This is a genomic window from Clostridium thermobutyricum DSM 4928 (assembly GCF_002050515.1).
GTDB classification, from domain to species: domain Bacteria; phylum Bacillota; class Clostridia; order Clostridiales; family Clostridiaceae; genus Clostridium; species Clostridium thermobutyricum.
On sequence record NZ_LTAY01000037.1, the window covers coordinates 114,201 to 136,814 of the forward strand.

At 26.7% G+C, this 22,614-nt stretch carries 18 protein-coding genes, 1 tRNA gene and 1 other annotated feature; of the genes, 2 read left to right on the forward strand and 17 right to left on the reverse strand.

Features of this window, described 5'->3' with window-relative positions; genetic code table 11:
- Window positions 1-14: 14 nt before the first annotated feature.
- The 3 genes from CLTHE_RS07635 to mraZ are packed head-to-tail and all read right to left on the reverse strand — an operon-like array spanning window position 15 to window position 1,865.
- On the reverse strand, window positions 15-455 hold the full coding sequence (locus CLTHE_RS07635; RefSeq protein WP_080022721.1) for a hypothetical protein: 441 nt from the start codon (window positions 453-455) through the stop codon (window positions 15-17).
- Between the two features lie 34 nt (window positions 456-489).
- Window positions 490-1,422: a 16S rRNA (cytosine(1402)-N(4))-methyltransferase RsmH gene (gene rsmH, locus CLTHE_RS07640; protein WP_080022722.1), complete on the reverse strand. Its 933-nt coding sequence runs from the start codon at window positions 1,420-1,422 to the stop codon at window positions 490-492.
- Window positions 1,423-1,436: 14 nt separating this feature from the next.
- Window positions 1,437-1,865 carry a division/cell wall cluster transcriptional repressor MraZ gene (gene mraZ / locus CLTHE_RS07645; protein ID WP_080022723.1) on the reverse strand — a complete coding sequence of 143 codons (429 nt, stop codon included), beginning with the start codon at window positions 1,863-1,865 and terminating at the stop codon, window positions 1,437-1,439.
- A 185-nt stretch (window positions 1,866-2,050) separates the two neighbouring features.
- Between mraZ and CLTHE_RS07650 the strand changes: the two genes are divergently transcribed.
- Window positions 2,051-2,147: transfer RNA gene (locus CLTHE_RS07650), tRNA-Sec, on the forward strand.
- Between the two features lie 32 nt (window positions 2,148-2,179).
- Here CLTHE_RS07650 and ychF read toward each other — a convergent pair.
- A complete protein-coding gene (gene ychF / locus CLTHE_RS07655; RefSeq protein WP_002597677.1) occupies window positions 2,180-3,277 on the reverse strand; it encodes a redox-regulated ATPase YchF in 1,098 nt (365 codons plus the stop codon).
- Window positions 3,278-3,434: 157 nt separating this feature from the next.
- Between ychF and pdaA the strand changes: the two genes are divergently transcribed.
- Window positions 3,435-4,208 carry a delta-lactam-biosynthetic de-N-acetylase gene (gene pdaA, locus CLTHE_RS07660; protein WP_080022724.1) on the forward strand — a complete coding sequence of 258 codons (774 nt, stop codon included), beginning with the start codon at window positions 3,435-3,437 and terminating at the stop codon, window positions 4,206-4,208.
- Between the two features lie 34 nt (window positions 4,209-4,242).
- Here pdaA and CLTHE_RS07665 read toward each other — a convergent pair whose 3' ends face one another.
- The 13 genes from CLTHE_RS07665 to CLTHE_RS07725 form a co-directional block, all read right to left on the reverse strand.
- Window positions 4,243-4,872 carry a cyclodeaminase/cyclohydrolase family protein gene (locus CLTHE_RS07665; protein ID WP_080022725.1) on the reverse strand — a complete coding sequence of 210 codons (630 nt, stop codon included), beginning with the start codon at window positions 4,870-4,872 and terminating at the stop codon, window positions 4,243-4,245.
- A 186-nt stretch (window positions 4,873-5,058) separates the two neighbouring features.
- Window positions 5,059-6,150 (reverse strand): tetratricopeptide repeat protein, encoded by a 1,092-nt coding sequence (locus tag CLTHE_RS07670; protein ID WP_002597674.1) that lies wholly within the window; start codon window positions 6,148-6,150, stop codon window positions 5,059-5,061.
- A gap of 58 nt (window positions 6,151-6,208) precedes the next feature.
- The gene (locus CLTHE_RS07675; RefSeq protein ID WP_080022726.1) at window positions 6,209-7,936 is read right to left on the reverse strand and encodes a phospho-sugar mutase; all 1,728 of its coding nucleotides are present in this window, start codon (window positions 7,934-7,936) and stop codon (window positions 6,209-6,211) included.
- Window positions 7,937-8,073: 137 nt separating this feature from the next.
- Window positions 8,074-8,670, reverse strand: a complete 597-nt coding sequence (locus CLTHE_RS07680) for a 50S ribosomal protein L25 (RefSeq protein WP_080022727.1) — start codon at window positions 8,668-8,670, stop codon at window positions 8,074-8,076.
- A 99-nt stretch (window positions 8,671-8,769) separates the two neighbouring features.
- Window positions 8,770-9,207, reverse strand: a complete 438-nt coding sequence (locus tag CLTHE_RS07685) for a 2-thiouracil desulfurase family protein (RefSeq protein WP_080022728.1) — start codon at window positions 9,205-9,207, stop codon at window positions 8,770-8,772.
- A gap of 83 nt (window positions 9,208-9,290) precedes the next feature.
- Window positions 9,291-10,241, reverse strand: coding sequence for a carbohydrate kinase family protein (locus tag CLTHE_RS07690; protein WP_080022729.1), 951 nt, complete (start codon window positions 10,239-10,241; stop codon window positions 9,291-9,293).
- A gap of 440 nt (window positions 10,242-10,681) precedes the next feature.
- On the reverse strand, window positions 10,682-13,039 hold the full coding sequence (locus CLTHE_RS07695) for an endonuclease MutS2 (protein ID WP_080022730.1): 2,358 nt from the start codon (window positions 13,037-13,039) through the stop codon (window positions 10,682-10,684).
- Window positions 13,040-13,042: 3 nt separating this feature from the next.
- The gene (locus CLTHE_RS07700) at window positions 13,043-15,385 is read right to left on the reverse strand and encodes a U32 family peptidase (RefSeq protein ID WP_080022731.1); all 2,343 of its coding nucleotides are present in this window, start codon (window positions 15,383-15,385) and stop codon (window positions 13,043-13,045) included.
- A 102-nt stretch (window positions 15,386-15,487) separates the two neighbouring features.
- Window positions 15,488-17,227 (reverse strand): cell division protein ZapA, encoded by a 1,740-nt coding sequence (gene zapA / locus CLTHE_RS07705; protein ID WP_080022732.1) that lies wholly within the window; start codon window positions 17,225-17,227, stop codon window positions 15,488-15,490.
- Window positions 17,228-17,368: 141 nt separating this feature from the next.
- The gene (gene pheT, locus CLTHE_RS07710) at window positions 17,369-19,750 is read right to left on the reverse strand and encodes a phenylalanine--tRNA ligase subunit beta (protein ID WP_080022733.1); all 2,382 of its coding nucleotides are present in this window, start codon (window positions 19,748-19,750) and stop codon (window positions 17,369-17,371) included.
- Window positions 19,751-19,773: 23 nt separating this feature from the next.
- Entirely contained in the window at window positions 19,774-20,793 is a 1,020-nt protein-coding gene (pheS, locus tag CLTHE_RS07715) for a phenylalanine--tRNA ligase subunit alpha (protein ID WP_080022734.1), read from the reverse strand.
- A 60-nt stretch (window positions 20,794-20,853) separates the two neighbouring features.
- Window positions 20,854-21,079, reverse strand: a binding site (T-box leader).
- Window positions 21,080-21,137: 58 nt separating this feature from the next.
- Entirely contained in the window at window positions 21,138-21,920 is a 783-nt protein-coding gene (locus CLTHE_RS07720) for a TrmH family RNA methyltransferase (RefSeq protein ID WP_080022735.1), read from the reverse strand.
- Between the two features lie 13 nt (window positions 21,921-21,933).
- Window positions 21,934-22,602, reverse strand: coding sequence for a potassium channel family protein (locus CLTHE_RS07725; protein ID WP_080022736.1), 669 nt, complete (start codon window positions 22,600-22,602; stop codon window positions 21,934-21,936).
- Between the last annotated feature and the right edge of the window lie 12 nt (window positions 22,603-22,614).

Here is a 22,614-nt window from a genome sequence, read left to right on the forward strand (position 1 = left end):
TTACTCAAAACCTTTTACTTATTGTTCATTAAATCTCCTAAATGATTAGTGCTTAAATCAATCTCTATCTTTTTTGCTTCTGAATTTTCTAACATTTTAATTTTATTTTTCGCATTATTTTCAATATTCTTTAGAGAAGAATTCTTAAGTAAATCTACTCTAATAGCCTCATTCTCAGCATCTAAAATTTTGATTTCTTTATTTACATTTTTCAAATCAGATTTTAACGAATAAACTTTTCCATCTCTATAAATAGTTATTGATCCTAAGACTAAAACTACCATAGCTATTTGTATCATGTTTCTAAATTTTTTTGATTTTTCTTGCTTTTTTAATTTTTGTCTCCTAATTTTTGCTTTTCTGTACTCTTCATAATTTCTTTCTTTTCTTTGAATTTTTCTCTCAGGTTTTACAGCTGTGCTCCCATTTATATAATCAAATTCTCTCTTTACCATTTTATTAACCCCCCAATAATTTTATACCTAAACTTTACAATTTTTCTATTATTCTAAGTTTTGCACTTCTACTTCTTGGATTTTCTTCCACTTCTTTTTTACTTGGCTCAATAGCTTTTCTTTTTACTAATTTAACTGTAGGTTTTTTCCCACATACGCATATTGGAAATTCCTTTGGACACTTACATGGATCTGCTAAATCTCTAAATTTTAATTTAACTATTCTATCTTCTAATGAATGGAATGTTATAATACACATTCTTCCACCTTTATTTAATTTTTTAACCCCATCTTCAATAGCTTTATTTAAAATTTTAAGTTCTCCATTTACTTCAATCCTTATTGCTTGGAAAGTTCTTTTAGCAGGATGTGGTCCTTCACGTCTCGCTTTTGCTGGAATTGCATTTTTTATTATTTCAACTAACTCTAATGTAGTTTCTATAGGCTTTTCAGCTCTTGCTGTAACAATAAAATTTGCAATCCTTTTTGCAAATTTATCTTCTCCATAATCTCTTATTATTTTCCATAGTTCTTCTTCTGAATATCCATTTACTATATCATATGCTGAAAAATCATCATCTCTATTCATTCTCATATCTAGAGGTGCATCTTGCATATAACTAAATCCTCTTTCTGCATTATCTAGTTGATATGATGAAACACCTAAATCCATAAGAATTCCATCCACACCTTCTATTTCTAATTCTTCTATAACAGACCCTATTCTATAGAAATTACTATGTACTAATTTTTTATTTTCATAGTCTTTTAATCTTTCCCCTGCAGCTTTTAAAGCATCTTTATCTTGATCTATTCCTATAAGAGTTCCATCTTTTGATAATCTTTTTATTATTTCTGATGAATGTCCTGCTCCACCTAATGTACAATCTACATAAATTCCATTTTCTTTTATATTCAATCCTTCTATACATTCGTCTAAAAGAACTGATACATGTTTAAATTCCATTCTTTTGTCTCCTTTTAAATCCCTAGACTACTCATACTTTCTGATATTGAATCAAAATCTATATTAGAATCATTATATTCAATCCAACTTTCTTTGCTCCATATTTCGATTCTAGTTAGTACTCCTATACTTACTATTTCCTTTTCTATTTTAGCATATTCTTTTAGATTTTGTGGAATTAAAGCTCTTCCCTGTTTATCCATTTCTATTTCACATGCTCCTGAAAAAAAGAATCTTACAAAAGCTCTAGCATTTTTATCTGTTAAGGGTAATGTTTTTAATTTTTCTTCTAGTTTGGTCCATTCATTTATAGGATATACGTAAAGACAACCATCTAACCCTTTAGTTATAACAAACTTGCCATTTAATTCTTCTCTTAACTTTGAAGGAATTATCATTCTATTTTTACTATCTAAGGCATGATTGTACTCTCCTATAAACATATTTTTCTCCTTTTATACTTTATCGTGATTTTAATATAGTTTCAACTATTTTTAACCACATCCAACCACTTTTAACCACTTAATATATTTATTCTACCAAAAGTCTCCATTTCCTCTTTTTTTGTTAATTTTTTCTGAACAAGTTTGACTTTTATTTTTTTCTTATGTAAAATTTAAATAGTTATGGGAATAGATAAGTTCTGGTGGGCTTACCGGTCTTCAAAACCGAGTTGTGGTGCTAATACCATCATGGGTAGGTTCAATTCCTACATATTCCCGCCAATAAAAAAAAGGATGCTTATTGCATCCTTTTTTTATACGTTAAATCTGAAGTTTACTACATCTCCATCTTTCATAACATATTCTTTTCCTTCTAATCTGAACTTACCTGCTTCTTTAGCAGCTGCTTCTGATCCACATTCTATTAAATCATCATATGCTACAACTTCTGCTCTTATAAATCCTCTTTCAATATCTGAGTGAATTTTTCCAGCAGCTTGTGGAGCTTTAGTTCCTTCTTTTATTGTCCAAGCTCTAACTTCTTGAACTCCAGCTGTTAAATAACTTATAAGTCCTAATAATTTGTAGCTAGCCTGAATTAATTTATCTAATCCTGATTCTTCTAATCCATATTCGCTTAGCATTTCCATTTTTTCTTCATCTTCAAGACCTGATAATTCTTCTTCAAGTTTTGCACTTACTACAACTGTACCTGAATTTTCATTAGCTGCAAATTCTTTAACTTTCTTAACATATTCATTTTCTAAATTTCCGCTCATCATATCATCTTCTGATATATTACATGCATATAGAACTGGTTTTGAAGTTATTAACATAAAGCTTTTTATAATTTTTTCTTCATCTTCTGTAACTTCTAAAGTTCTTGCAGGTTTATTCTCTTCTAAGTGAGCTTTTAATCTTTCCATTAATGCATATTCTATTTTTGCATTTTTATCTCCTGATCTTGCAAGTTTAGCTCCTTTTTCCATTCTTCTTTCAAGAACGTCAATATCTGCAAATATAAGTTCTAAACTTATTGTTTCAATATCTCTAATTGGGTCTACTGATCCTTCTACGTGAACAACATTTCCATCATCAAAACATCTTACAACATGGACTATAGATGCAACTTCTCTTATATGAGATAAAAATTTATTTCCAAGACCTTCTCCTTTTGAAGCTCCTTTTACTAATCCAGCTATATCATAAAACTCTATTGCAGTATAAACTTTCTTTTTTGTGTTATACATTTTTTCTAATACATCTAATCTTTTATCTGGAACACTTACAACCCCTACATTTGGCTCTATAGTACAGAATGGATAGTTAGCTGATTCTGCTCCTGCTTTTGTTATTGCATTAAATAAAGTACTCTTACCTACATTAGGTAAACCAACGATTCCTAACTTCATCTATGTACATTCCTTTCTTTTTTAAACTATACTTATAAATTATACTCTACTACCCCTTTTATTTCAACAAAGTACATAAACTTTATTTTAAAATAAAATTTTCCATGTTTATTTATCAATTATTTTTTCCATACTAATTTTGAAAGGAGGTTTTTTTATGAGACATAAAAAAATTTTTTTGATAGGATTAGTATTAATAATTTCTATTCTAATGATACCTTTTACAAAAGTTTTTTCTCAATCTAACAGTGAATATAGTTGGTATTTTGTTTCTAGAGGTAAAAACACTACTCCAGAAGCTCCAAAAGAATCAGCTTCATTTTTATCAGAAACCGATTCATATTTTTTAGGGGATACTTCAAAAAAAGAAATCTTTCTAACTTTTGATGAAGGATATGAAAATGGTAATACTGAAAAAATACTAGATATTTTAAAAGAAACTAATGTAAAAGCTACTTTTTTCGTTGTTAAGCCTTATATAACTTCATATCCTAATCTAATTAAAAGAATGGTAGATGAAGGTCATATTGTTGGTAATCACTCTTCTAAACACTTATCAATGCCAACTCTAACAAACGAAGCTTTCAATAAAGAGTTCAAAGATGTAGAAGATGCATATAGAGATGTTACTGGGAAAGAAATCCCTAAATTCTTTAGACCACCAATGGGAAAATACTCTAAAGATTCTCTTATTAAAACTAAAGAACTAGGTTATAAAAGTATTTTTTGGAGCTTTGCTTATAGAGATTGGCTTGTAGATTCTCAGCCTAGTCCAGAAGAAGGTAAAAAGAAAATTTTATCTTCTGTTCATCCAGGATGTATAATGCTTTTACATGCTGTATCTGATACTAACGTTAAAATTCTAAAAGATGTTTTAACTACTCTTCAAAATGAAGGATATACTTTTAAAACTTTAAATGATTTACCTTAAAAAAAATGTTCAGCAAAATTTTTGCTGAACATTTTTATTTTACAGAACTATAAACTAATTTCATTATTTCATTCTTTTTTTCTAATGAAACTTTCATGGTATTTTCAATTTCTTCTTCTATTTCTTTTTTAAAATTTAAATCATTTATATATTTTAAATTTACCATAACATTTAATATTGAACTTTCTATTGTTGAATGAAGTAATATTGCAGAAACGCCTCCATCTGAAACTAGCATTTTATTTCCATATGTTACTCCAAATTTTATGTTTTCATAAAATTTCAAAGCCTCTCTTGACATTTTTAATGGAGCCATAAGAGCTCCTATAGTTAATTTTTGTATTTTTTCTTCTCTATCTTCTTTTTCTTTAGGTATCTTATAACCATTCATTAATTCACTAAAAGCTTTTCTATCCTCTTCCATAAGTTCAATTGATCTTTTTATAAACTTTTCTGATTCTATTTTGAATAATAATAATTCCTCTTTTTTATTTTCATCTAATTTTTCAAAAGATTTTTTCCCAACAGTTAATGAATATACCATTGAATTTAATGCACCTGATAAAGCTCCAACTAAAGCAGCTGTACTCCCTCCACCTGGTGCTGGAGAATCTGATGCTAAATCATTTATAAACTCTTCTATTTTATAATCTTTAAATATCATGCATACACCTCAATTTATTTTTTTATATTATATCATTAGCCCTATATTAAAGAAAGACAATATTTAAAATAAAACTCTGCAAAATTTATTGCAGAGTTTATTTTTTATTCATTATTATATAATTCTCTAAATTTGTTTAAATATACATGACTATTATACATATGTCTATTAATTATATATTTAATATTATTTTTTATCTAAAAATTTTCTTATTTTTATTACTATTTCATCATCTTTATCTAATTTTTCTGCTATTTCTAAATGAGCTTTAGCATCTTCTAATCTTCCTAAGTTTATATAGCACATTATTAAATTTGTACATATTTCAACTTCTCTTGAAGCTTCAAAAGCTTTTCTTAAATATTTTTCTGCTTCTTCGTAAGCTCCTAAACACGCATAATTTATTCCTATTTCATTTACAACTTCTAATATACCACTATCTATTCTTAAACTTTCAAGAAGATATTCAATTGCTTTTTCATGTTTTCCTATTTTTCTATATCCAACTCCTAGATAATAATATATAAGTGGATTTGTATCAAATTTTTCAACTAAATCAAGAAATATTCCTATTGCCTTTTCAGTATCTTTCTCTAAAAGTTCTATTGCTTCTTCATATGAAGTTATGTTTTCTATATCTCTCATTAACATTTCAATTTCAGGTGTTTGTTCCCCACCTCTAATCAAATATTCATTTACTTCTACTCTAGCACCTTGGTAATCTCCTAAATCTCTATAAATTATACTTTTATAAAGATATGGCTCTTTTAATTTTTCAAAATTTTTCTTAGCATATTCTATATCTTCTAATAATATGTCTTCAAAATCTTTATTTTCTTCTCTTATAGACACACCTATAAGAAGTAATTTTTTCATATATTCTTCTTCTTCAAATGAAGTTAATAAACCTTTTAAAATAAGATAAGCATCTACTAATTTATCTTCATTTACTTTTTTAGCAACTAAAGATTTACCACATTCCTCTGCTTCTGGTATTTGCATCATAAGCTTTATATAATCATTTCTAAAACCTATTTCTTTATCTGCACCTAAAGTTAATAAAATTCCTTCTATTATATAATATATTGGAAGATTATTTATTTTTACTTTATCTCCTATATTTTCAGTTAAATATTCAGATGATATAGGTAAAAATAAATCTTCTTTTTCAAATTGTATGTATTCTGGTATTTTAACCATTTTTTTAAATCCTTCTTTTTCTACTTCTAAAAAAAGAAGTTTTCCTAATTTTTCTTTAAAAACACTTCTGTAATCCATTATTTCACCTCATAAAAATTATGCTACTATCTCTAAAAGATAGCAGCAATATATTAAATTATTTTAAGTTTTCATTTATTAGAGCCATTACATTTTCTTTAAAAGATTTCATTTTCATTTCTGCATTTTCGTTATCTGTACCTTTAACAGCAAGATATACTTTCATTTTTGGCTCTGTACCTGAAGGTCTTACAACAAATGATGAACCATCTTCAAGTATAAATTTAAGAACATTTGATTTAGGTAAATCTATTACTTTCTCTTCACCTAATTTGAAATTTTCTTCTTTGCTTAACTTATAATCTAATTTAAGATCTATTTTATTTTCAGATATATTCTTTATATCTTTAACTCTTAAATTATCTATACATGAAGCTATTTGTTCTTGACCTTCTTTTCCTTTTAATTCTATTGATACTAGCTCTTCTTTAAAGAATCCAAATTTATTATAAAGATTATTTAAAGCTTCTGCAAGACTTAATCCTTTTTCTTTATAATAAAGGGTCATTTCTGCTATTAACATACTAGCAATTACAGCATCTTTATCACGAACGAAGTCCCCTGCTAAGTATCCATAACTTTCTTCAAAGCCAAATAAATATTTCTTTTCCCCAGTTTCATTATATTCTCTTATTTTTTCACCTATATATTTGAATCCTGTTAAAACATCCATTATTTCTACTCCATAATGGTTTGCTATTTCTCTAGCTCCTTCTGTAGTAACAATTGTTTTTATAACAAGACCATTTAAAGGAAGTTTTCCAGTTTCTTTTAAACTACTTAAAACATAATCAGTTAATAAAAGGCCTGTTTGATTTCCAGTTAAAACTTTATAATCTCCTGAAGCTTCTTTTACAACTACACCTATTCTGTCACAATCTGGATCAGTTCCAAATATTATATCTGGGTTTTCTTCTTTAGCCATATTTAAAGCAATTTCAAATACTTTTGGATCCTCCGGATTTGGATATGGTGCTGTTGGGAAGTTTCCATTTGGTTTTTCCTGTTCTTTAACTACAATAAGATTTTCATATCCTAACTCTGATAATACTCTTCTTACAGGAATATTTCCACTACCATGTATAGGAGTATATATTATTTTTAAGTCTTTTGCCTTTGATTCTACCAACTGATTTCTTATTGTTAAAGCTTTTACCTTATCTATATATGTTTTTAAAACATCTTCTCCTATATAAACTAGTAAACCTTTTTCTATAGCTTCTTTCTCATCCATATTTTTTATATTACTAAAGTCTTTTACATTATTTACACAGTCTATTATTTTATTTGCTTTTTTATCAGTTACTTGACCACCAAATTCATCATAAACTTTATAACCATTATATTCTTTCGGATTATGAGATGCTGTTATAACAACTCCACCTTTACAATCTAAATGTCTAACTGTATATGATAAAATAGGAGTTGGCTGTAAAGTTTCATATAAATATACCTTTACATTATTTCCTGCAAGTGTTAGCGCTGTAGCTTTTGCAAATTCTTTTGACATGTTTCTTGAATCATATGCTATTGAAACTGAAGGATTTTCAAAATTTTTATTTAAATAATCTGCAAAACCTTGTGTTGCTTGTGATACAGTATAAATATTCATTCTATTAGTTCCTGCACCAATAACACCTCTTAGTCCACCTGTTCCAAATTCTAAAGCTTTATAAAATCTATCTTCTATTTCTTTTTCATCTGTAATTTTTCTTAATTCTAATTTTATTTCTTCAGAAATTATATTTGAATTTAACCACTCATTATATTTTTCTCTATAATCCATTTTTAGACCTCCTACAATTCTTACATTTTTCATTATACTATATATATAAATTAATACAATCATTTTATTAATTGTTATTTTTTTGCAATAAATTTAGGAGACTCATATAATTTGAGTCTCCTAAATTTATATCTTTTCTATTTATCTGAATAGTTAACTACATCAAGTTCATTAATTTGAGATACTGTTTTCTTTTCGTTGCTTATTGAAGCAATTACAGAATCTATATTTTCAATAATTGAAATTTCATTTCCTACTTCTAAATCTGAATATCTATATACAGAACCAGATATTCCTTTAGAAATATCTATTTTAATATTCTTTGGTACATTATCAACTTTACATGATATTTTTACTGAATCTTTTTCTTTTTGAAGAACTACACCTTTACTAATAAGTCTTTTTTCTCCAATATACTGTATTGGTACTTCAGTTTCTATTTCGCCTTGGTTTTTAATTTCTCCAAGGTCAATATGAATTATTTTATGAGTTACTGGATCTCTTTGTACTTCCTTTATAAGTGCTTTCTTTTCTTCATTATCTAAACTAAAATTTAAAACTCCATGCTCTCCTATATTTGAAACTTCTCTATTTAATTCTAATTCTGAAACTTCAAACATAAAATTTCCAATTTCTTTTCCATAAAATACTCCTGGAACTTTACCTTTATGTCTACATTTTTTCCCACTATTTATTATACTGTTATCTCTTTTCTCAATATTTAATCCGCTCACTATTAAAAGCCTCCTTAAATTTTATCTTTTAAAAACTCTTTTTAATTATTCCTCTAACTAGAATTTTTTATTCAATAAAATTTAAAAAGTTAATTTATATTATTTAATTTTATCTTTTAAATCTTCAATTTCATTTTCTGAAAAAATTTTAATTCCATTTTCCTTAAGAAGTTTTGCTGTTAATCCTTCTCCTAATATTTTTGTTCCATTAAAGTTTCCATCATATATAAAATTACTTCCACAAGATGGACTTCCTTCTTTTAGTAAGGCATATTTTGCTTTTGTTAATTGTGCTATTTTTAGAGTTTCTAATGCTCCTTTTTCAAAATGAATTGTTACATCTTTTCCTGAATTATCAATAACTTTATCTTTTATTATTTCAGCTGGATTTCTAGGAGTTGTTAATCCCCCCAATTGCTCAGGACACACAAGCATATAATCATGTTTTTCTAATATTTCTTTTATTTTTTCATTATAATTATTAGCTCCATTATATTTGCAATTTACTCCACATAAACAAGCACTTATTAAAATCATAAACTTTTCTCCTCATTATATAAAATTTTTAATAATATATATTTTAACATAAAAAGAGAGCCACTTAAATTTGTGGCCCTCTTTTATAGTTCTGTTTCTTCCCAAACTATTTTGTCTAAATAATAATCTACATAATCTTCACACATCTTTGGATTAATTGTATCCTCATGAGAGATAGTAACGATTGACATTGCTATTGCATATTTTACTGTTTCTTTTATAGATAATCCTTTCATATAACCATATCCAAGACCAGCTACAAAAGAATCTCCAGCCCCTGTAGTATTCTTTACTTGAACATCTATAGCTTTTATCTTTCCTTCTTCTTTAGCATTAAGATAATAAATTCCATCTGCATCAAGACTTATAAAAACATTAGTTACTCCTTGATCTAAAAAATATCTTCCTGCTTTTTTTAAGTCTTCATCATTTTTAATCTTAAATCCACAAAGAATTTCTGCCTCATATCTATTAGGCTTTATTGTATGAAAATACTTAACTAAATGTGGTAATTTCTCTGCTTTAACTGCTGAAACAGGGTCTAATACAAATTTAGTTTTTCCTTTATATGTAGTTAAAATATATTCTAATAATTCCGCATCATCAGCATCTAAAATTGTATATTCTGCATTTTTTATTTTTTCACCTTTAGAATCTATAAAATCTCTATCCATAGCTCCTAAACTTTCCATATCAACTATTGCTGAAATCATTTCTCCAGTTTCATCTAATATAGCCATATATGTAGGTGTACATCCATTATCTAAAAGAAGTGAATCTTTCATATCATAGCCTATTAATTTAGAATTTTCTAAAATACTTCTTCCATTTTCATCATCTCCAATAATGGAAATAAACTTTGTATTAACTCCAACTCTTGCAAGATTTTCTGCTATATTTCTGCATACACCACCTAAAGAAATTTTTATATTTCCTGGGATAGAATCTTTTTCTGTGTATTTATTTCTACAAAATCCTAAAATATCAACTATTGAAGCTCCCATTACTAGTATGTATGAATCATTATTCGTCATTTTGTATATCGCTCACTTTCATTTCCCAAATTTTAAAAGACATTAATATTATAGTTTAGGTGTTACAAAAAATAAAGTTTTTTTTCATTTTTTTATTTTTTTTTACATTTGTATTTGTAAAATAACAATATCTATATATATTAAAATAAATCTAATTAAACACACAATTAAAAAAATACGAATTTCCATTTAAATTTATAACCATTAGTTCCTATTAATTCATTATAATTTAAAACATTTTTATATACTTCTTTTAAATCTTTTATATTTTTGTGTAAATATCCCTCATAAATAAAAAAACTTGATACGTTCCATCATTTTGTTTTAATAAAATGATTAATCAATAAAAAACCGTACTCCTCTTAAAACAAAGGAATACGGCTTAAAAATAAGTAGTCTCTTTTTAAAATATCTACTTATTCTATTCAATTAATATTTAGTTATTTTAAAGTTACAACAGTAACTCCATCTCCACCTTCTCCATAAACTCCTAATCTGTATTCTTTAACATGAGGATGTCTTTTTAGCATGTCATTTATAGCTTTTCTTAATACTCCAGTTCCTTTACCATGAACTATTGTTACTTCACCTAAATTTCCTCTATATGCATCATCTAAATACTTATCAGCTTTATAACAAGCTTCTTCTGAATCTAATCCTCTTAAATCAACACTAGTTTCTACAGAAGCAATGTTTAATTTTAATTCTCTCTTTTTCTTTTCTTTTTTCGCTTTTTTACCTTCAATCATTCTTAAGTCTTTTGCTTTAACAGATATTTTCATTATACCTGCTTCAACTTGAACTTCCCCTTTACTATCAGGCTGTGATAAAAGAATAACATTTTGATTTAATGATGGAAGATATACTTCCATTCCTAATTTGAAGTCTTTTACTTTTTCCCCTTTTTCTTCTTCCTTCTTATTTATACCTTTTTCTTTCTTTTCTAAGCTATCTTTTAATTTCTTTCTTTCTTCTTCTAGTCTATTACGACCACCACCTGAAATTCCCATCTTCTCTAATTCACGCATAGCTTTAAGAATTTCATCTGCTTCTTCTTTTGCTTCTCTTATTATTTCTTTTGCTTTAACTCTAGCTTCATCATAAGTTTTATCTCTTACAACTTCTACTCTCTTTAACTTTTCTTCATATTTTTTCTTTAATAAAGCAGCTTCATTTCTCATATATTCAGCATCTCTTGCATCTTTTTGAGCTTTTATACTTTTTTCTTGAAGTTCACTTATAAGTTCTTCAAATTTCATATTATCTTCTGATACAAATTGTTTTGCTTTATCTATTATTCTTTCTTCTAATCCTAATCTTCTAGATATTTCAAATGCATTTGATTTACCTGGAATTCCTATAATAAGTCTATATGTAGGTTTTAATGTTTTAACATCAAACTCTACTGAAGCATTTTGAACATCTTCTGTTTCTAATGCATATCCTTTTAATTCACTATAATGTGTTGTAAGAGCTATCTTAACTCTTCTAGCTTTTAATTCTTCTACAATTCCAACAGCTAATGCTGCCCCTTCTACTGGGTCTGTTCCTGCTCCTAATTCATCAAAAAGAACTAATGCACCTTCACTTGCTTCTTCTAATATTTTTACTATATTAGTCATATGTGATGAGAAGGTAGATAAAGATTGCTCAATACTTTGCTCATCTCCTATATCAGCAAATATTTCATCAAACATTCCTATTGATGATCCTTCCATTACAGGAATTAATAATCCACTTAATGCCATTATATGAAGTAATCCTATAGTCTTAAGAGTAACTGTTTTTCCCCCAGTATTTGGACCAGTTATCATTAATGCATTTATTCCTTTTTGAAGATAAATATCAGAAGCTACAACTTCTTTTTTATCTATAAGTGGATGTCTTGCAGAAATAAGATTAAAACTTCTATCTTTATTTATTTTAGGCATAGTTCCATCTATATCAGAAGCATAAGCACCTCTTGCAAAAATAAAATCTAAAATTCCTAAAATTTTATTGTTTGTATTACAAATTCCTTTATTTAAACCTACTTCATTAGAAAGATTAGTTAGTATTTTATTTATTTCAGCTTTTTCTTTTAATGTTAATTCTTTAATTTCATTATTTAAATTAACAATTTCCATAGGCTCAATAAAAACAGTTGCTCCTGTTGAACTTTGATCATGAACTATACCAGGAACTTTGCTTTTAAACTCTGCTCTTACAGGAAGAACATATCTGTCACCTCTCATAGTATAAAGGCTATCTTGAAGATATTCAGATGTTTTCTTTACAAAATAATTTATTTTATCTCTAACTGAATAATTTCTTTCTTTTAATTCTCTTCTTATTTTATAAAGTGTTGTTGATGCTTTATCACTTATCTCATCTTCACCTATAATAGCATTTTCTATTCCTTTTTCTAAATTTGGAATAGGCTTTAAAATAGAAACTAAATCCTCTATTTTTTCATAAGCTTTTTCTTCTTCTTTTCTATAAACATAATCTTTAAAATTTCTAGCACATCTAAGCATTCCACCAATATGCATAAGCTCACCTGGAGTTAATACTCCACCTTTACTTGCTCTTAAAATGCTCTCACGCACATCATGTAATCCTTCAAAAGGAGGTGCTCCTTTTGAAGTTATAATTTCTAAAGCTTCTTTTGTTTCATTTAAAACACTTAAAGCTTCATATTCAGTCTTATATGGTTTCAAATTTTCTATAAGTCTTCTACCACCAACTGTTTTAGAATATTTTTTTAACTCTTCTAAAACTTTATTAAATTCTAAAACTCTACTAGCTTTGCTATTCATTTATTATTCTACACCTCTTCTATAATGCCCTTTAGTGTAGTTTTCTGAAATAACTTCTCTTTTTCCTTCTAATTGATCTAAAATACAATTTACTTCTTCAAAGCTTTCATCTGTAAAATCTAATCTTAAACAGTCAATTCCAAGAGATTTAATATCTTCTTTTTCAGCTATTAAATTTAATGGAAGATTATTTAATATATGACTTCTACAGAATATATCAGTTTTTACATTAAAGGACTCATTCATTCTGTCTATTAATCTATAATTTTCTTTTTCACATGGTCTTGAACATTCACATTTTGAACTTTTACCACCAAATGTACTTCCAATAGGGCAATATTCACTTATCATAAGCTCACTTTTACCATAAATCATATATGCAGTCTTAGCTTTCTTTCCTTTTAAGACTTCTTTAATTTCTTTTCTATTTAACTCTTCACTTATAGTTATAAGATTTATATCTTCTGAATAAAATTTAAGTGATTTTGAGTTAAAGATATTCATCTTATAATCTCCTATAATTTCTAGTTGATCTTTATAAAGATTTATAATTCCTAAGTTAGCAGTTAAAATACCTTTTATATAAGGTTTATATTCCTCTATTTTTTTTACTACAAGATCAAATTCACTTTTAACTATACTTGGTAAAGCTAAGTAAACATTTTTTTCTTTGCTTAATTCTTTTATATTTTCTAATCTTAAGCTATCTCTATTTCTATTAAATACATCAACAGCTATGTTTTCCACTCTATCTTTAACTGCTTCTAATTGATCTATCTTAGCTACTCTAACTAAAGTTTTGATATCTATATCTTTAGGTATTACATTTCTAACTTCTTCTATATTATATCTTCTTCTTCTATATTTTGAACATTCACTTTTTACTATCTTTTGTAATAACTCTCTTCTTAATTCATTTAATTCTCCAATTCTCATAAATCCATCATTAAATTCTTTAAATATAACTTTTTCAATTTTATAAGGATATTCACCTGATTTACATAATGCTTTTTCTATTCTTTCCATATCTAATGGACTTTTTGAAGGAATTTGTACCTCTTCTCCTGAAACTTCATATTCAGTTCCATTAAAAATAGTTTTTAATTTAATATTATCTAAAGCTTTAAAATAAACTTCAACTTCTAAAGGTAATTTTTTATAATAAGGTTTCACAGTTTGGCTTAAATCATCTGTTAGTGTCTTATTAGACATTCTATAGATTTGATCACCTTTTTTATATTGTGTTGGGAAAAGTTTAACCTTATCTCCTTTTTTAGCTTCTTTAACCTCTTCATTATTAAGAAGTATTTTACTTAATGAGAATCCACCATCTGAAACTCTCATTCCATCTCCAAGTTGAATATCCTCTTCTAGAATTATTTCACCATTTTTATCTATCTTTCCTATAAATATTCCTGTGTTTCTAGGGAAAGAAAAACTCATCATATCTCTTCCAACATTTTTATTTAAATAAGCTTTTGAAAAACCACCTCTATTAAATAGTTGTAATAACTCACTCTTTCCTTTTTGAAGGTCATATTCTACTTTTTTAAGTTCTTTATCAACTGCTTTTCTATAATTTCTTACAACACCAGCTACATATTCTGGTCTTTTCATTCTTCCTTCTATTTTTAATGAATATGTACCACTATTTATTATCCCTTTAACATCTTCTAAAGTGCATATATCCTTTGGAGATAAAAGATATCCACTTTTCTCTTCTGGACTTTTATCACCTTTTAAAACATATTCCATTCTACAAGGTTGTGCACATCTTCCTCTGTTCCCACTTCTTCCACCAATCATAGAACTCATAAGACATTGTCCTGAATAAGATACACATAAAGCACCATGAACAAACATTTCAGTTTCTATTTTTAAATCTGTTGAAATATGCTTTATTTCATCCATAGAAAGCTCTCTTGATAAAACTATTCTATGAAATCCTTTATCTTTAAAATAAATAGCTCCTTCTCCATTATGAATACTCATTTGAGTTGATGCATGTATTTCAAAATCTTTATATCTTTCACGTATAAGCTCATAAAGCCCTAAATCTTGAATAATTAAAGCATCTACTCCTATTTCATAAAGATATCCTACATACTTTATTGCTTTTTTTAATTCTTCTTCTTTTAAAAGTGTATTCATTGTTACATATACAAAAACGCCATAACTATGAGCATAATCTACTGCTAATTTCATTTTTTCATTATCAAAGTTTGAGGCATAAGCTCTTGCTGAAAACTTATCTCCTCCTAAATATATAGCATCTGCTCCATTATTTATTGCAGCATACAAACTTTCCATACTTCCTGCTGGCGCTAAAATTTCTACCTTTTTCATATTTCTTTATCTCTCCTAGTTTATATCTACATTCATCCTTAATTCTTTTAATTTTATCATAATTAAAAGCAAAATAAAATACTGGGCTAAAACCCAGCAATTTTATTTTTTCTTTAATAAAACAGGTTGATTTTTACTTTTTTCAACTGCAAGTTCTATATTTTTTTCTTCTAATTTATTTTCTAAATCTATAGTTTTATATTTATAGCTTTGAAGTTTAAGTCTAGTTGCTTTTCCAGCTTCAAATATATTATTTCTATCTTTCTTTAATTTTTCTGTTTCTTTCTTAAGCTCTTCTATTTCTTTTATATTTATTTCAATTTCTGAATTTTTCTTTTCTATTTCCGCTTCTATACTTTTTATTTTTTCATTTTTATCATTTAATTCTCTCTCTAATTCTACTTCTAAAGAATTTATTTTATCACTAAGATTTAAATTTAATTTCTTTTCTTCATTTAATTTATTTATCGTTTTTTCATATTTTTTATTTGTTTCATCAATTTCATAATTTAAAGCTTTTACCTGAACTTTAAGTTTCTCTATATTTTCTTCACACTCTTTTATATAGCCATTAGAAATTTTTATTTCTTCTTTTAATTCATCTCTGTTTTCTTTAAGCATGTCCATTTCATCTTTAAGAGATGCCTTAGAATTATTTAAAACCTCTATTTCATTTTCTAGATTTTGTATTTCTTTTCTACTTTCTAATAATTGTTTATCTAACACATTTATCTTATAATCTTTTTGATCTAATGTATCTTTTAAGTTTTTATTTTTATTATTTAATTCTAATATTTCATTTTTGTACATCTTTTCCATAGAATTAAACTTATTTAGAAGATCTTTTAACTCTTTTTCTTTTTTAGATAAATCTGTATTCTTATTATTTAATTTTTCATTATATTCTCTTGCTAAATTCTCTAAATTTTTGCTATTTTCATTTTTGATATTTTGAATAGTTTTATTATTTTCTTCTTTTATATTTTTAATCTCATTTTCTTTTGAAATTTTAACAGTTTTAATTTCATTATCCTTTATAGCTTTAAGATTTCTTAATTCAGTTTCTTTTGCTTCTTTTAATTTTAATATTTCATCTTCTTTTAATTTTTTAAATTCTAAACTTTCCTTTTTTAAACGTTCTTCTCTTATTTTAGATTCATTTATTTCTTTGTCTTTAAGATTTATTAATTTTTCTTTATTTCTTAAATCCTCATCTTTTTTATTTAAAGAGGAGTTTAAATTAGATATTCTTAAATTCTTTTCATCTCTTTCTTTTATAAGTTTATTTTCATTTTCTTTTAACTTATTTAAATTATTACTTAAGTTTCTCTTATCTTCTTCTAAAGCCTTTTTATTTGCTTTTAAATCTTCTATTTCTTTTCCTTTAAGTTTTAATGTATTTTCTAATGTATTTTTTTCATTTAAAATATTATTTAATTTATTTTGAATGCTATTATTTTTATTTAAAAGCTCTTCTCTATCCTTTTTTAATCCTAATAATTGATTATCTTTTGTCTCATTTAATTTTTCATTTTCTTCTTTTAATCTATCTATATTCTCTTTTAACTCTTCTATTGATTTAAAAAGAGTAGTTTTCTCACTTGTTAATCCTTTATTTTCTTTTGTGAATTCTTCTATTTTATAATCTAATTTATTTAATTCATCTGCCATATTTACACAAGCTAAAACTGATGCTTGTGAAGTACTAAGAACTGGATTCTTAGCTAAAATTTCTTTTATTTTTTCATCAACATAAGCTGCTATATCTCTTAAATATTCTTCATTCTCTTTACCTTTTAAATTATAATCTACACCATTTATATTAACAGTTATCTTTTTCATACCTGATACACCTCAAAATTAATTTATTCTCTTTAATTATATTGTATATTTGACCTTTTAACAATTATGTTAAGTAAATTTTAATCTAAAAAATAAGTAAAAAAGCCAATCTTCTAAAGAAGATTGGCTAAAAATATATTTTTATCTTAAAACTGCTCCTAATTTATGCTCAAGAGCTCTTAATATTTTATCATGAACTTTATTTACATCTTTATCTTTTAATGTTTTTTGTGGATCTCTATATGCTATTGCATAAGCAATACTCTTTTTACCTTCTGGAATTTGTTCTCCTTTATAAATATCAAATAACTCTACTTTCTCAACTATGTTTCCACCAGCTTTTCTTATTGTATCTTCAATATCTTGAACTAAAATATCATCTTCTACTAAAAGAGCTATATCTCTTGTTACAGCTGGGAATTTTGGAAGTGGAGAATATTTTTTATCTAAAACTGAGTTATCATATATTGCATCTAAATCTAATTCAGCTACATAACAAGGTGTATCAATTCCAAAGTTTTCATTTACATCTGGATGTATTTCTCCAAATACCCCTGCTTCTATTTTTCTTCCAACTATTAATTTAGCAGTTTTTCCAGGATGGAAACTATTATTTTCACTTTCTCTTAAGAATTTAACTCCTTTTACTCCAAGTCCATCAATAAGATTTTCAACTACTCCTTTTATATTTAAGTAGTCTATATCTCCGTACATACCTATTGTTAAGATATTTTTCTCAACAGGTAATTCTTCTGGATCTTCTGTTGGAATATAAACTTTTCCTATTTCGAAAAGGAATGCTTCACTATTATTTCTAGTATAATTTCTAGCTAAAGATTCAACAATTGAAGCTATAGTTGTAGTTCTCATTACACTATAATCTTCTCCTAATGGATTTTTGATTTTAACTACTTTTCTTTTTACATCATCTTCAGCAAGGCAAATTTTATCAAAAGCTTTTGGTGATATAAACGAGTAACTTATACTTTGATTTAATCCACTACTTGTCATTATTTGAATAGTTTTTTCATTTAATAACTCATTTCTATATTTAGGTTCTCTTTCAGTTTGAACTTTAAATATAGTTCCTTTTACATTATTATATCCATAAATTCTAGCAACTTCTTCTGCTATATCTTCTTTTATATTTAAATCTATTCTAAATGTTGGAATAGTTATAACTAAGTTATCTCCATCTATAACTGTTTTTTCATCTAAAAGATCTAAACATTCTTTCATTTCTTCTTTTGATATATCTGTTCCTAAGAATTTATTTATCCATTTATAATCAACTGTTATAGTTTTTTCTTCTTTAACTTCATTATATATATCAATAGTTCCTTGGACTATTTCACCTGCACCTAATTCACAAATTAATGCACAAGCTCTATCTAAAGCTAACTTCGCTAAATTTGGATCTATATCTTTTTCAAATCTTGTAGAACTTTCTGTTCTTATTCCTAATTTTTTTGAATTAACTCTTATATTAGTTCCATCAAAGTTAGCACATTCAAATATTATTTCAGTAGTATCAGATTTTACTTCTGAATTTAATCCACCCATAATACCAGCAAGAGCAATTATTTCTTCTCCATCTTTTATACATAATGTAGTATCATCTAATTCTCTTTCTACTTCGTCTAAAGTTGTAAATTTATCTCCATTATTAGCTTTCTCTACAACTATTTCTCCTGATTTTATCCATCTTCTATCAAAAGCATGCATAGGTTCACCAGTTTCAAGCATAACAAAGTTTGTTATATCAACAATATTATTTATAGGTCTTACACCTGCTTCTAATAATCTATCTTGAATCCATTTAGGAGATTGTTCTATTTTTATATTTTTAACCATTCTAGCCATATATCTTCTACAAAGAGAATCTTTAACTGACACTTTTAAGAAATCATTTATATTTTCTGCTCCTGTAACTTTATATTCAAGATTAGGCATTTTATAACTAGTTCTAAGAGTAGCTGCTGTTTCTCTAGCCATCCCTATCATACTTAAACAATCTGGTCTATTTGAAGTTATATCAAAATCTAAAGTTTCTTTTTTAAGTCCTAAATATTCTTTTATTTCTTTTCCTATTGGAGCATCTTCTGGAAGAATCATAAGTCCATCTACTTCATCTTCTCCCTTTAATCCAAGTTCAGCTTCTGAGCAGAACATTCCATTTGAAACTACTCCTCTAAGCTTTCCTTTTTTTATTTCTGTTCCATCAGCAAGAGTTGATTTATGAAGTGCTACAGGAACTTTATCTCCAACTTTCATATTTGTTGCTGCTGTAACAATTTGTAAAAGTTCTTCTTCTCCTATATCAACTTGACATATACTTAATCTTTCAGCTTCTGGGTGTTTTTCAATTTCTTTAAATTGACAAACTACAACTCTATTTATTTTATCACCTTGAACTATTATTCCTTCTAGTGCTGATCCTGATAATGTTAATAAATCACCAAGTTCTTTAGCATCTACATTTATATCTGCATAATCTTTTAACCAACTATATGGTACTTTCATTTCTTTCCCTCCTATTATAACTATTAGAATTGATCTAAGAATCTCATATCACTTTCATATAATAGTCTTATATCATCTATTCCATATTTAAGCATAACCATTCTATCTACTCCAAATCCAAAAGCAAAACCTGAATATACTTCTGGATCTATTCCACAGTTTCTTAAAACTTCAGGATGAACCATTCCACATCCTAAGATTTCAATCCAACCACTGCCTTTACAAACTTTACATCCTTCTCCATTACAAACAAAACAAGTTGCATCCATTTCTGCTGATGGTTCTGTAAATGGGAAATGATGTGGTCTAAACTTAGTTTTAACTTTTTCTCCAAACATTTTTTTAGCAAATAATTCAAGAGTTCCTTTTAAATCTGCAAAAGTAACACCTTTATCAATTACTAGCCCTTCCATTTGATAAAAAATAGGTGAATGTGTAGCATCTACATCATCTGATCTATAAACTTTTCCTGGAGATATCATTTTTATAGGAAGACTTTGTTTTTCCATTGTTCTTACTTGAACTGGTGAAGTTTGAGTTCTTAATACAAAATTATCATTTATATAAAATGTATCTTGTTCACTTCTTGCTGGATGATTTTTTGGTATATTTAATGCTTCAAAATTATATCTATCAAGTTCTATTTCTGGTCCTTCTTCAATAGTGAATCCCATAGAAACAAATATATTTTTCATATTTTCAAGTGTTAGATCTAAAGGATGTCTTTTTCCTAATCTAGCTTTTTTTCCTGGAAGTGATATATCTATAACTTCATTTGCTAATTTTTCATTTTTTTCTTTTCCTTTTATTTCTTTAGCCACAGCTTCTAACTTTTCTTCTAAAACTGCTTTTACCTCATTTACCATTTTACCTACTAATGGTCTTTCTTCTGGTGAAACATCTTTCATACCTCTAAGTATAGTTGTAAGCTCACCTTTTTTTCCAAGATATTTTACTCTTATTTCTTCAACTTCTGCTGAAGATGTAGCTTTTTCGATTTCTGATAATGCTAAAGCTTGAATTTCTTTAAGTTTTTCTTGCATTTTAAATCTCCTTTCTCTTTCTAACATATATTTTTCTACATAAAAAAACCGCCCCTTATAACAAGGGACGGAAAAATCCGCGTTACCACCCTAATTGGCTTATCTATTTAAATTAAATAAACCCAACTCGTATAATTTAACGGTTTCCCGCTAGCTACTACTAAAAATTTCACAGCTAGAGCTCCTGAGTGAACTTCAATATATCTAATCTTAAAAAAACTTCCAGTCTATGATTTTTTCTCCCTAAAAGTTAGTATATACCTACTCTCTCTATCATTACTTTTTTTTATTAAATTTACTACATAAATTATACATTCCTTTTATTATAATTTCAAGGAAATGTTTTATTTAGACATATTTTGTCTTACTTTTTCATAAAGAATTATAGAAGTTGCTACTCCGACATTCAATGATTCTGCTTTACCTGGCATTGGTATTTTTACTTTTACTGTTGAAAGATTAAATATTTCATCTGAAACACCATTTCCTTCATTTCCTACAGTTAAAACAATATTTCCACTTAAATCTTCTTCAAAGAAATTATTACTTTCTTTAAGTGAAGTAGCTATAATTTTATAATCTCTATTCTTTAAATCCTTAATTATAGAAAAATTTTCATCATCTAAATATATATTTACATAGAATATTGATCCCATTGTAGATCTAATAACTTTTTCATTATATATATCAACTGTTCCCTTAGTCAATATAATTCCTTCAACTCCTGCTGCATGAGCTGTTCTTATTATAGTTCCTAGATTACCTGGATCTTGAACTTTGTCACATAGAAGATAGAAACTTCCTTCTAGTTTTTTAGATTCATTTTTTAGTTTAACTATACTTCCAATCCCCTGTGGATTTTCTGTATCACATATATCTAGAAATAGGGTTTTTGAAATACCAAAAACCCTACCTTTATAATTATATTTTTCTAAAATTTCTAGGACTTTTTCTTCAACTTCTTTAACAAATACTATAGCTTCTAATTCAACATTTGCTTTTAAGGCTTCTTCTACTAATCTAAACCCTTCTATAAAATATTTTTTAAGTTTATTTCTGTATTTTCTCTCCTTAAGCTTTTTTGTTTCTTTATAAAAGCTATTATCTTTACTTTCTATATAAACCAAAGTCCCACCTCTATTAATTTAACTTGATTATCATGCCTTCTAACTTATTTAAGTCATCTGCTGATCCTATAGCAACTAATATATCTTTTTCATGTATAACATCATCTGGAGAAGGAGATAAATTTATATCATTATCATTTTTTATAGCCATTACATTTATGCCATATCTACTTCTTAATTTAAGTTCTCTTACAGTTTTATTACTCCATTCTTTTAAAGCTTGAATTTCCATTATACTATAATCAGGTGATAATTCTATAAAATCCAATATACTTTCTGAAACAAGATTATGGGCTACTCTAACTCCCATATCTTTTTCAGGTAATATAACCTTATCAGCTCCAATTTTATAAAGAACCTTTGCATGTAAATCACTATTTCCTTTTGCTATTATATACTTAACTCCTAATTCTTTTACAAGTAATGTTGCCATTACACTTGCTTGTATATTAGAACCAATTGTAACTACTGCAACATCAAAATTCCCAAGACCAAGACTTCTTAATGCATTTTCATCAGTTGCATCTAATTGTACTGCATGTGTAACTTTATCTGATATATCTTGAATTAAATCTTCATCTTTATCTATTACCATTACTTCATGTCCAACATTAAATAAAGTTTCTGCTACGGAAGATCCAAATCTTCCAAGTCCTATTACAACAAATTGTTTTTTTGCCATAACTTAATCATC

Bases quoted from the DNA above. Each gene is read 5' to 3' on its own strand.
- CLTHE_RS07635 (WP_080022721.1), bottom strand. From the start codon at position 455: ATGGTAAAGAGAGAATTTGATTATATAAATGGGAGCACAGCTGTAAAA.
- rsmH (WP_080022722.1), bottom strand. From the start codon at position 1,422: ATGGAATTTAAACATGTATCAGTTCTTTTAGACGAATGTATAGAAGGA.
- mraZ (WP_080022723.1), bottom strand. From the start codon at position 1,865: ATGTTTATAGGAGAGTACAATCATGCCTTAGATAGTAAAAATAGAATG.
- ychF (WP_002597677.1), bottom strand. From the start codon at position 3,277: ATGAAGTTAGGAATCGTTGGTTTACCTAATGTAGGTAAGAGTACTTTA.
- pdaA (WP_080022724.1), top strand. From the start codon at position 3,435: ATGAGACATAAAAAAATTTTTTTGATAGGATTAGTATTAATAATTTCT.
- CLTHE_RS07665 (WP_080022725.1), bottom strand. From the start codon at position 4,872: ATGATATTTAAAGATTATAAAATAGAAGAGTTTATAAATGATTTAGCA.
- CLTHE_RS07670 (WP_002597674.1), bottom strand. From the start codon at position 6,150: ATGGATTACAGAAGTGTTTTTAAAGAAAAATTAGGAAAACTTCTTTTT.
- CLTHE_RS07675 (WP_080022726.1), bottom strand. From the start codon at position 7,936: ATGGATTATAGAGAAAAATATAATGAGTGGTTAAATTCAAATATAATT.
- CLTHE_RS07685 (WP_080022728.1), bottom strand. From the start codon at position 9,207: ATGATTTTAATAAGTGCTTGTTTATGTGGAGTAAATTGCAAATATAAT.
- CLTHE_RS07690 (WP_080022729.1), bottom strand. From the start codon at position 10,241: ATGACGAATAATGATTCATACATACTAGTAATGGGAGCTTCAATAGTT.
- CLTHE_RS07695 (WP_080022730.1), bottom strand. From the start codon at position 13,039: ATGAATAGCAAAGCTAGTAGAGTTTTAGAATTTAATAAAGTTTTAGAA.
- CLTHE_RS07700 (WP_080022731.1), bottom strand. From the start codon at position 15,385: ATGAAAAAGGTAGAAATTTTAGCGCCAGCAGGAAGTATGGAAAGTTTG.
- zapA (WP_080022732.1), bottom strand. From the start codon at position 17,227: ATGAAAAAGATAACTGTTAATATAAATGGTGTAGATTATAATTTAAAA.
- pheT (WP_080022733.1), bottom strand. From the start codon at position 19,750: ATGAAAGTACCATATAGTTGGTTAAAAGATTATGCAGATATAAATGTA.
- pheS (WP_080022734.1), bottom strand. From the start codon at position 20,793: ATGCAAGAAAAACTTAAAGAAATTCAAGCTTTAGCATTATCAGAAATC.
- CLTHE_RS07725 (WP_080022736.1), bottom strand. From the start codon at position 22,602: ATGGCAAAAAAACAATTTGTTGTAATAGGACTTGGAAGATTTGGATCT.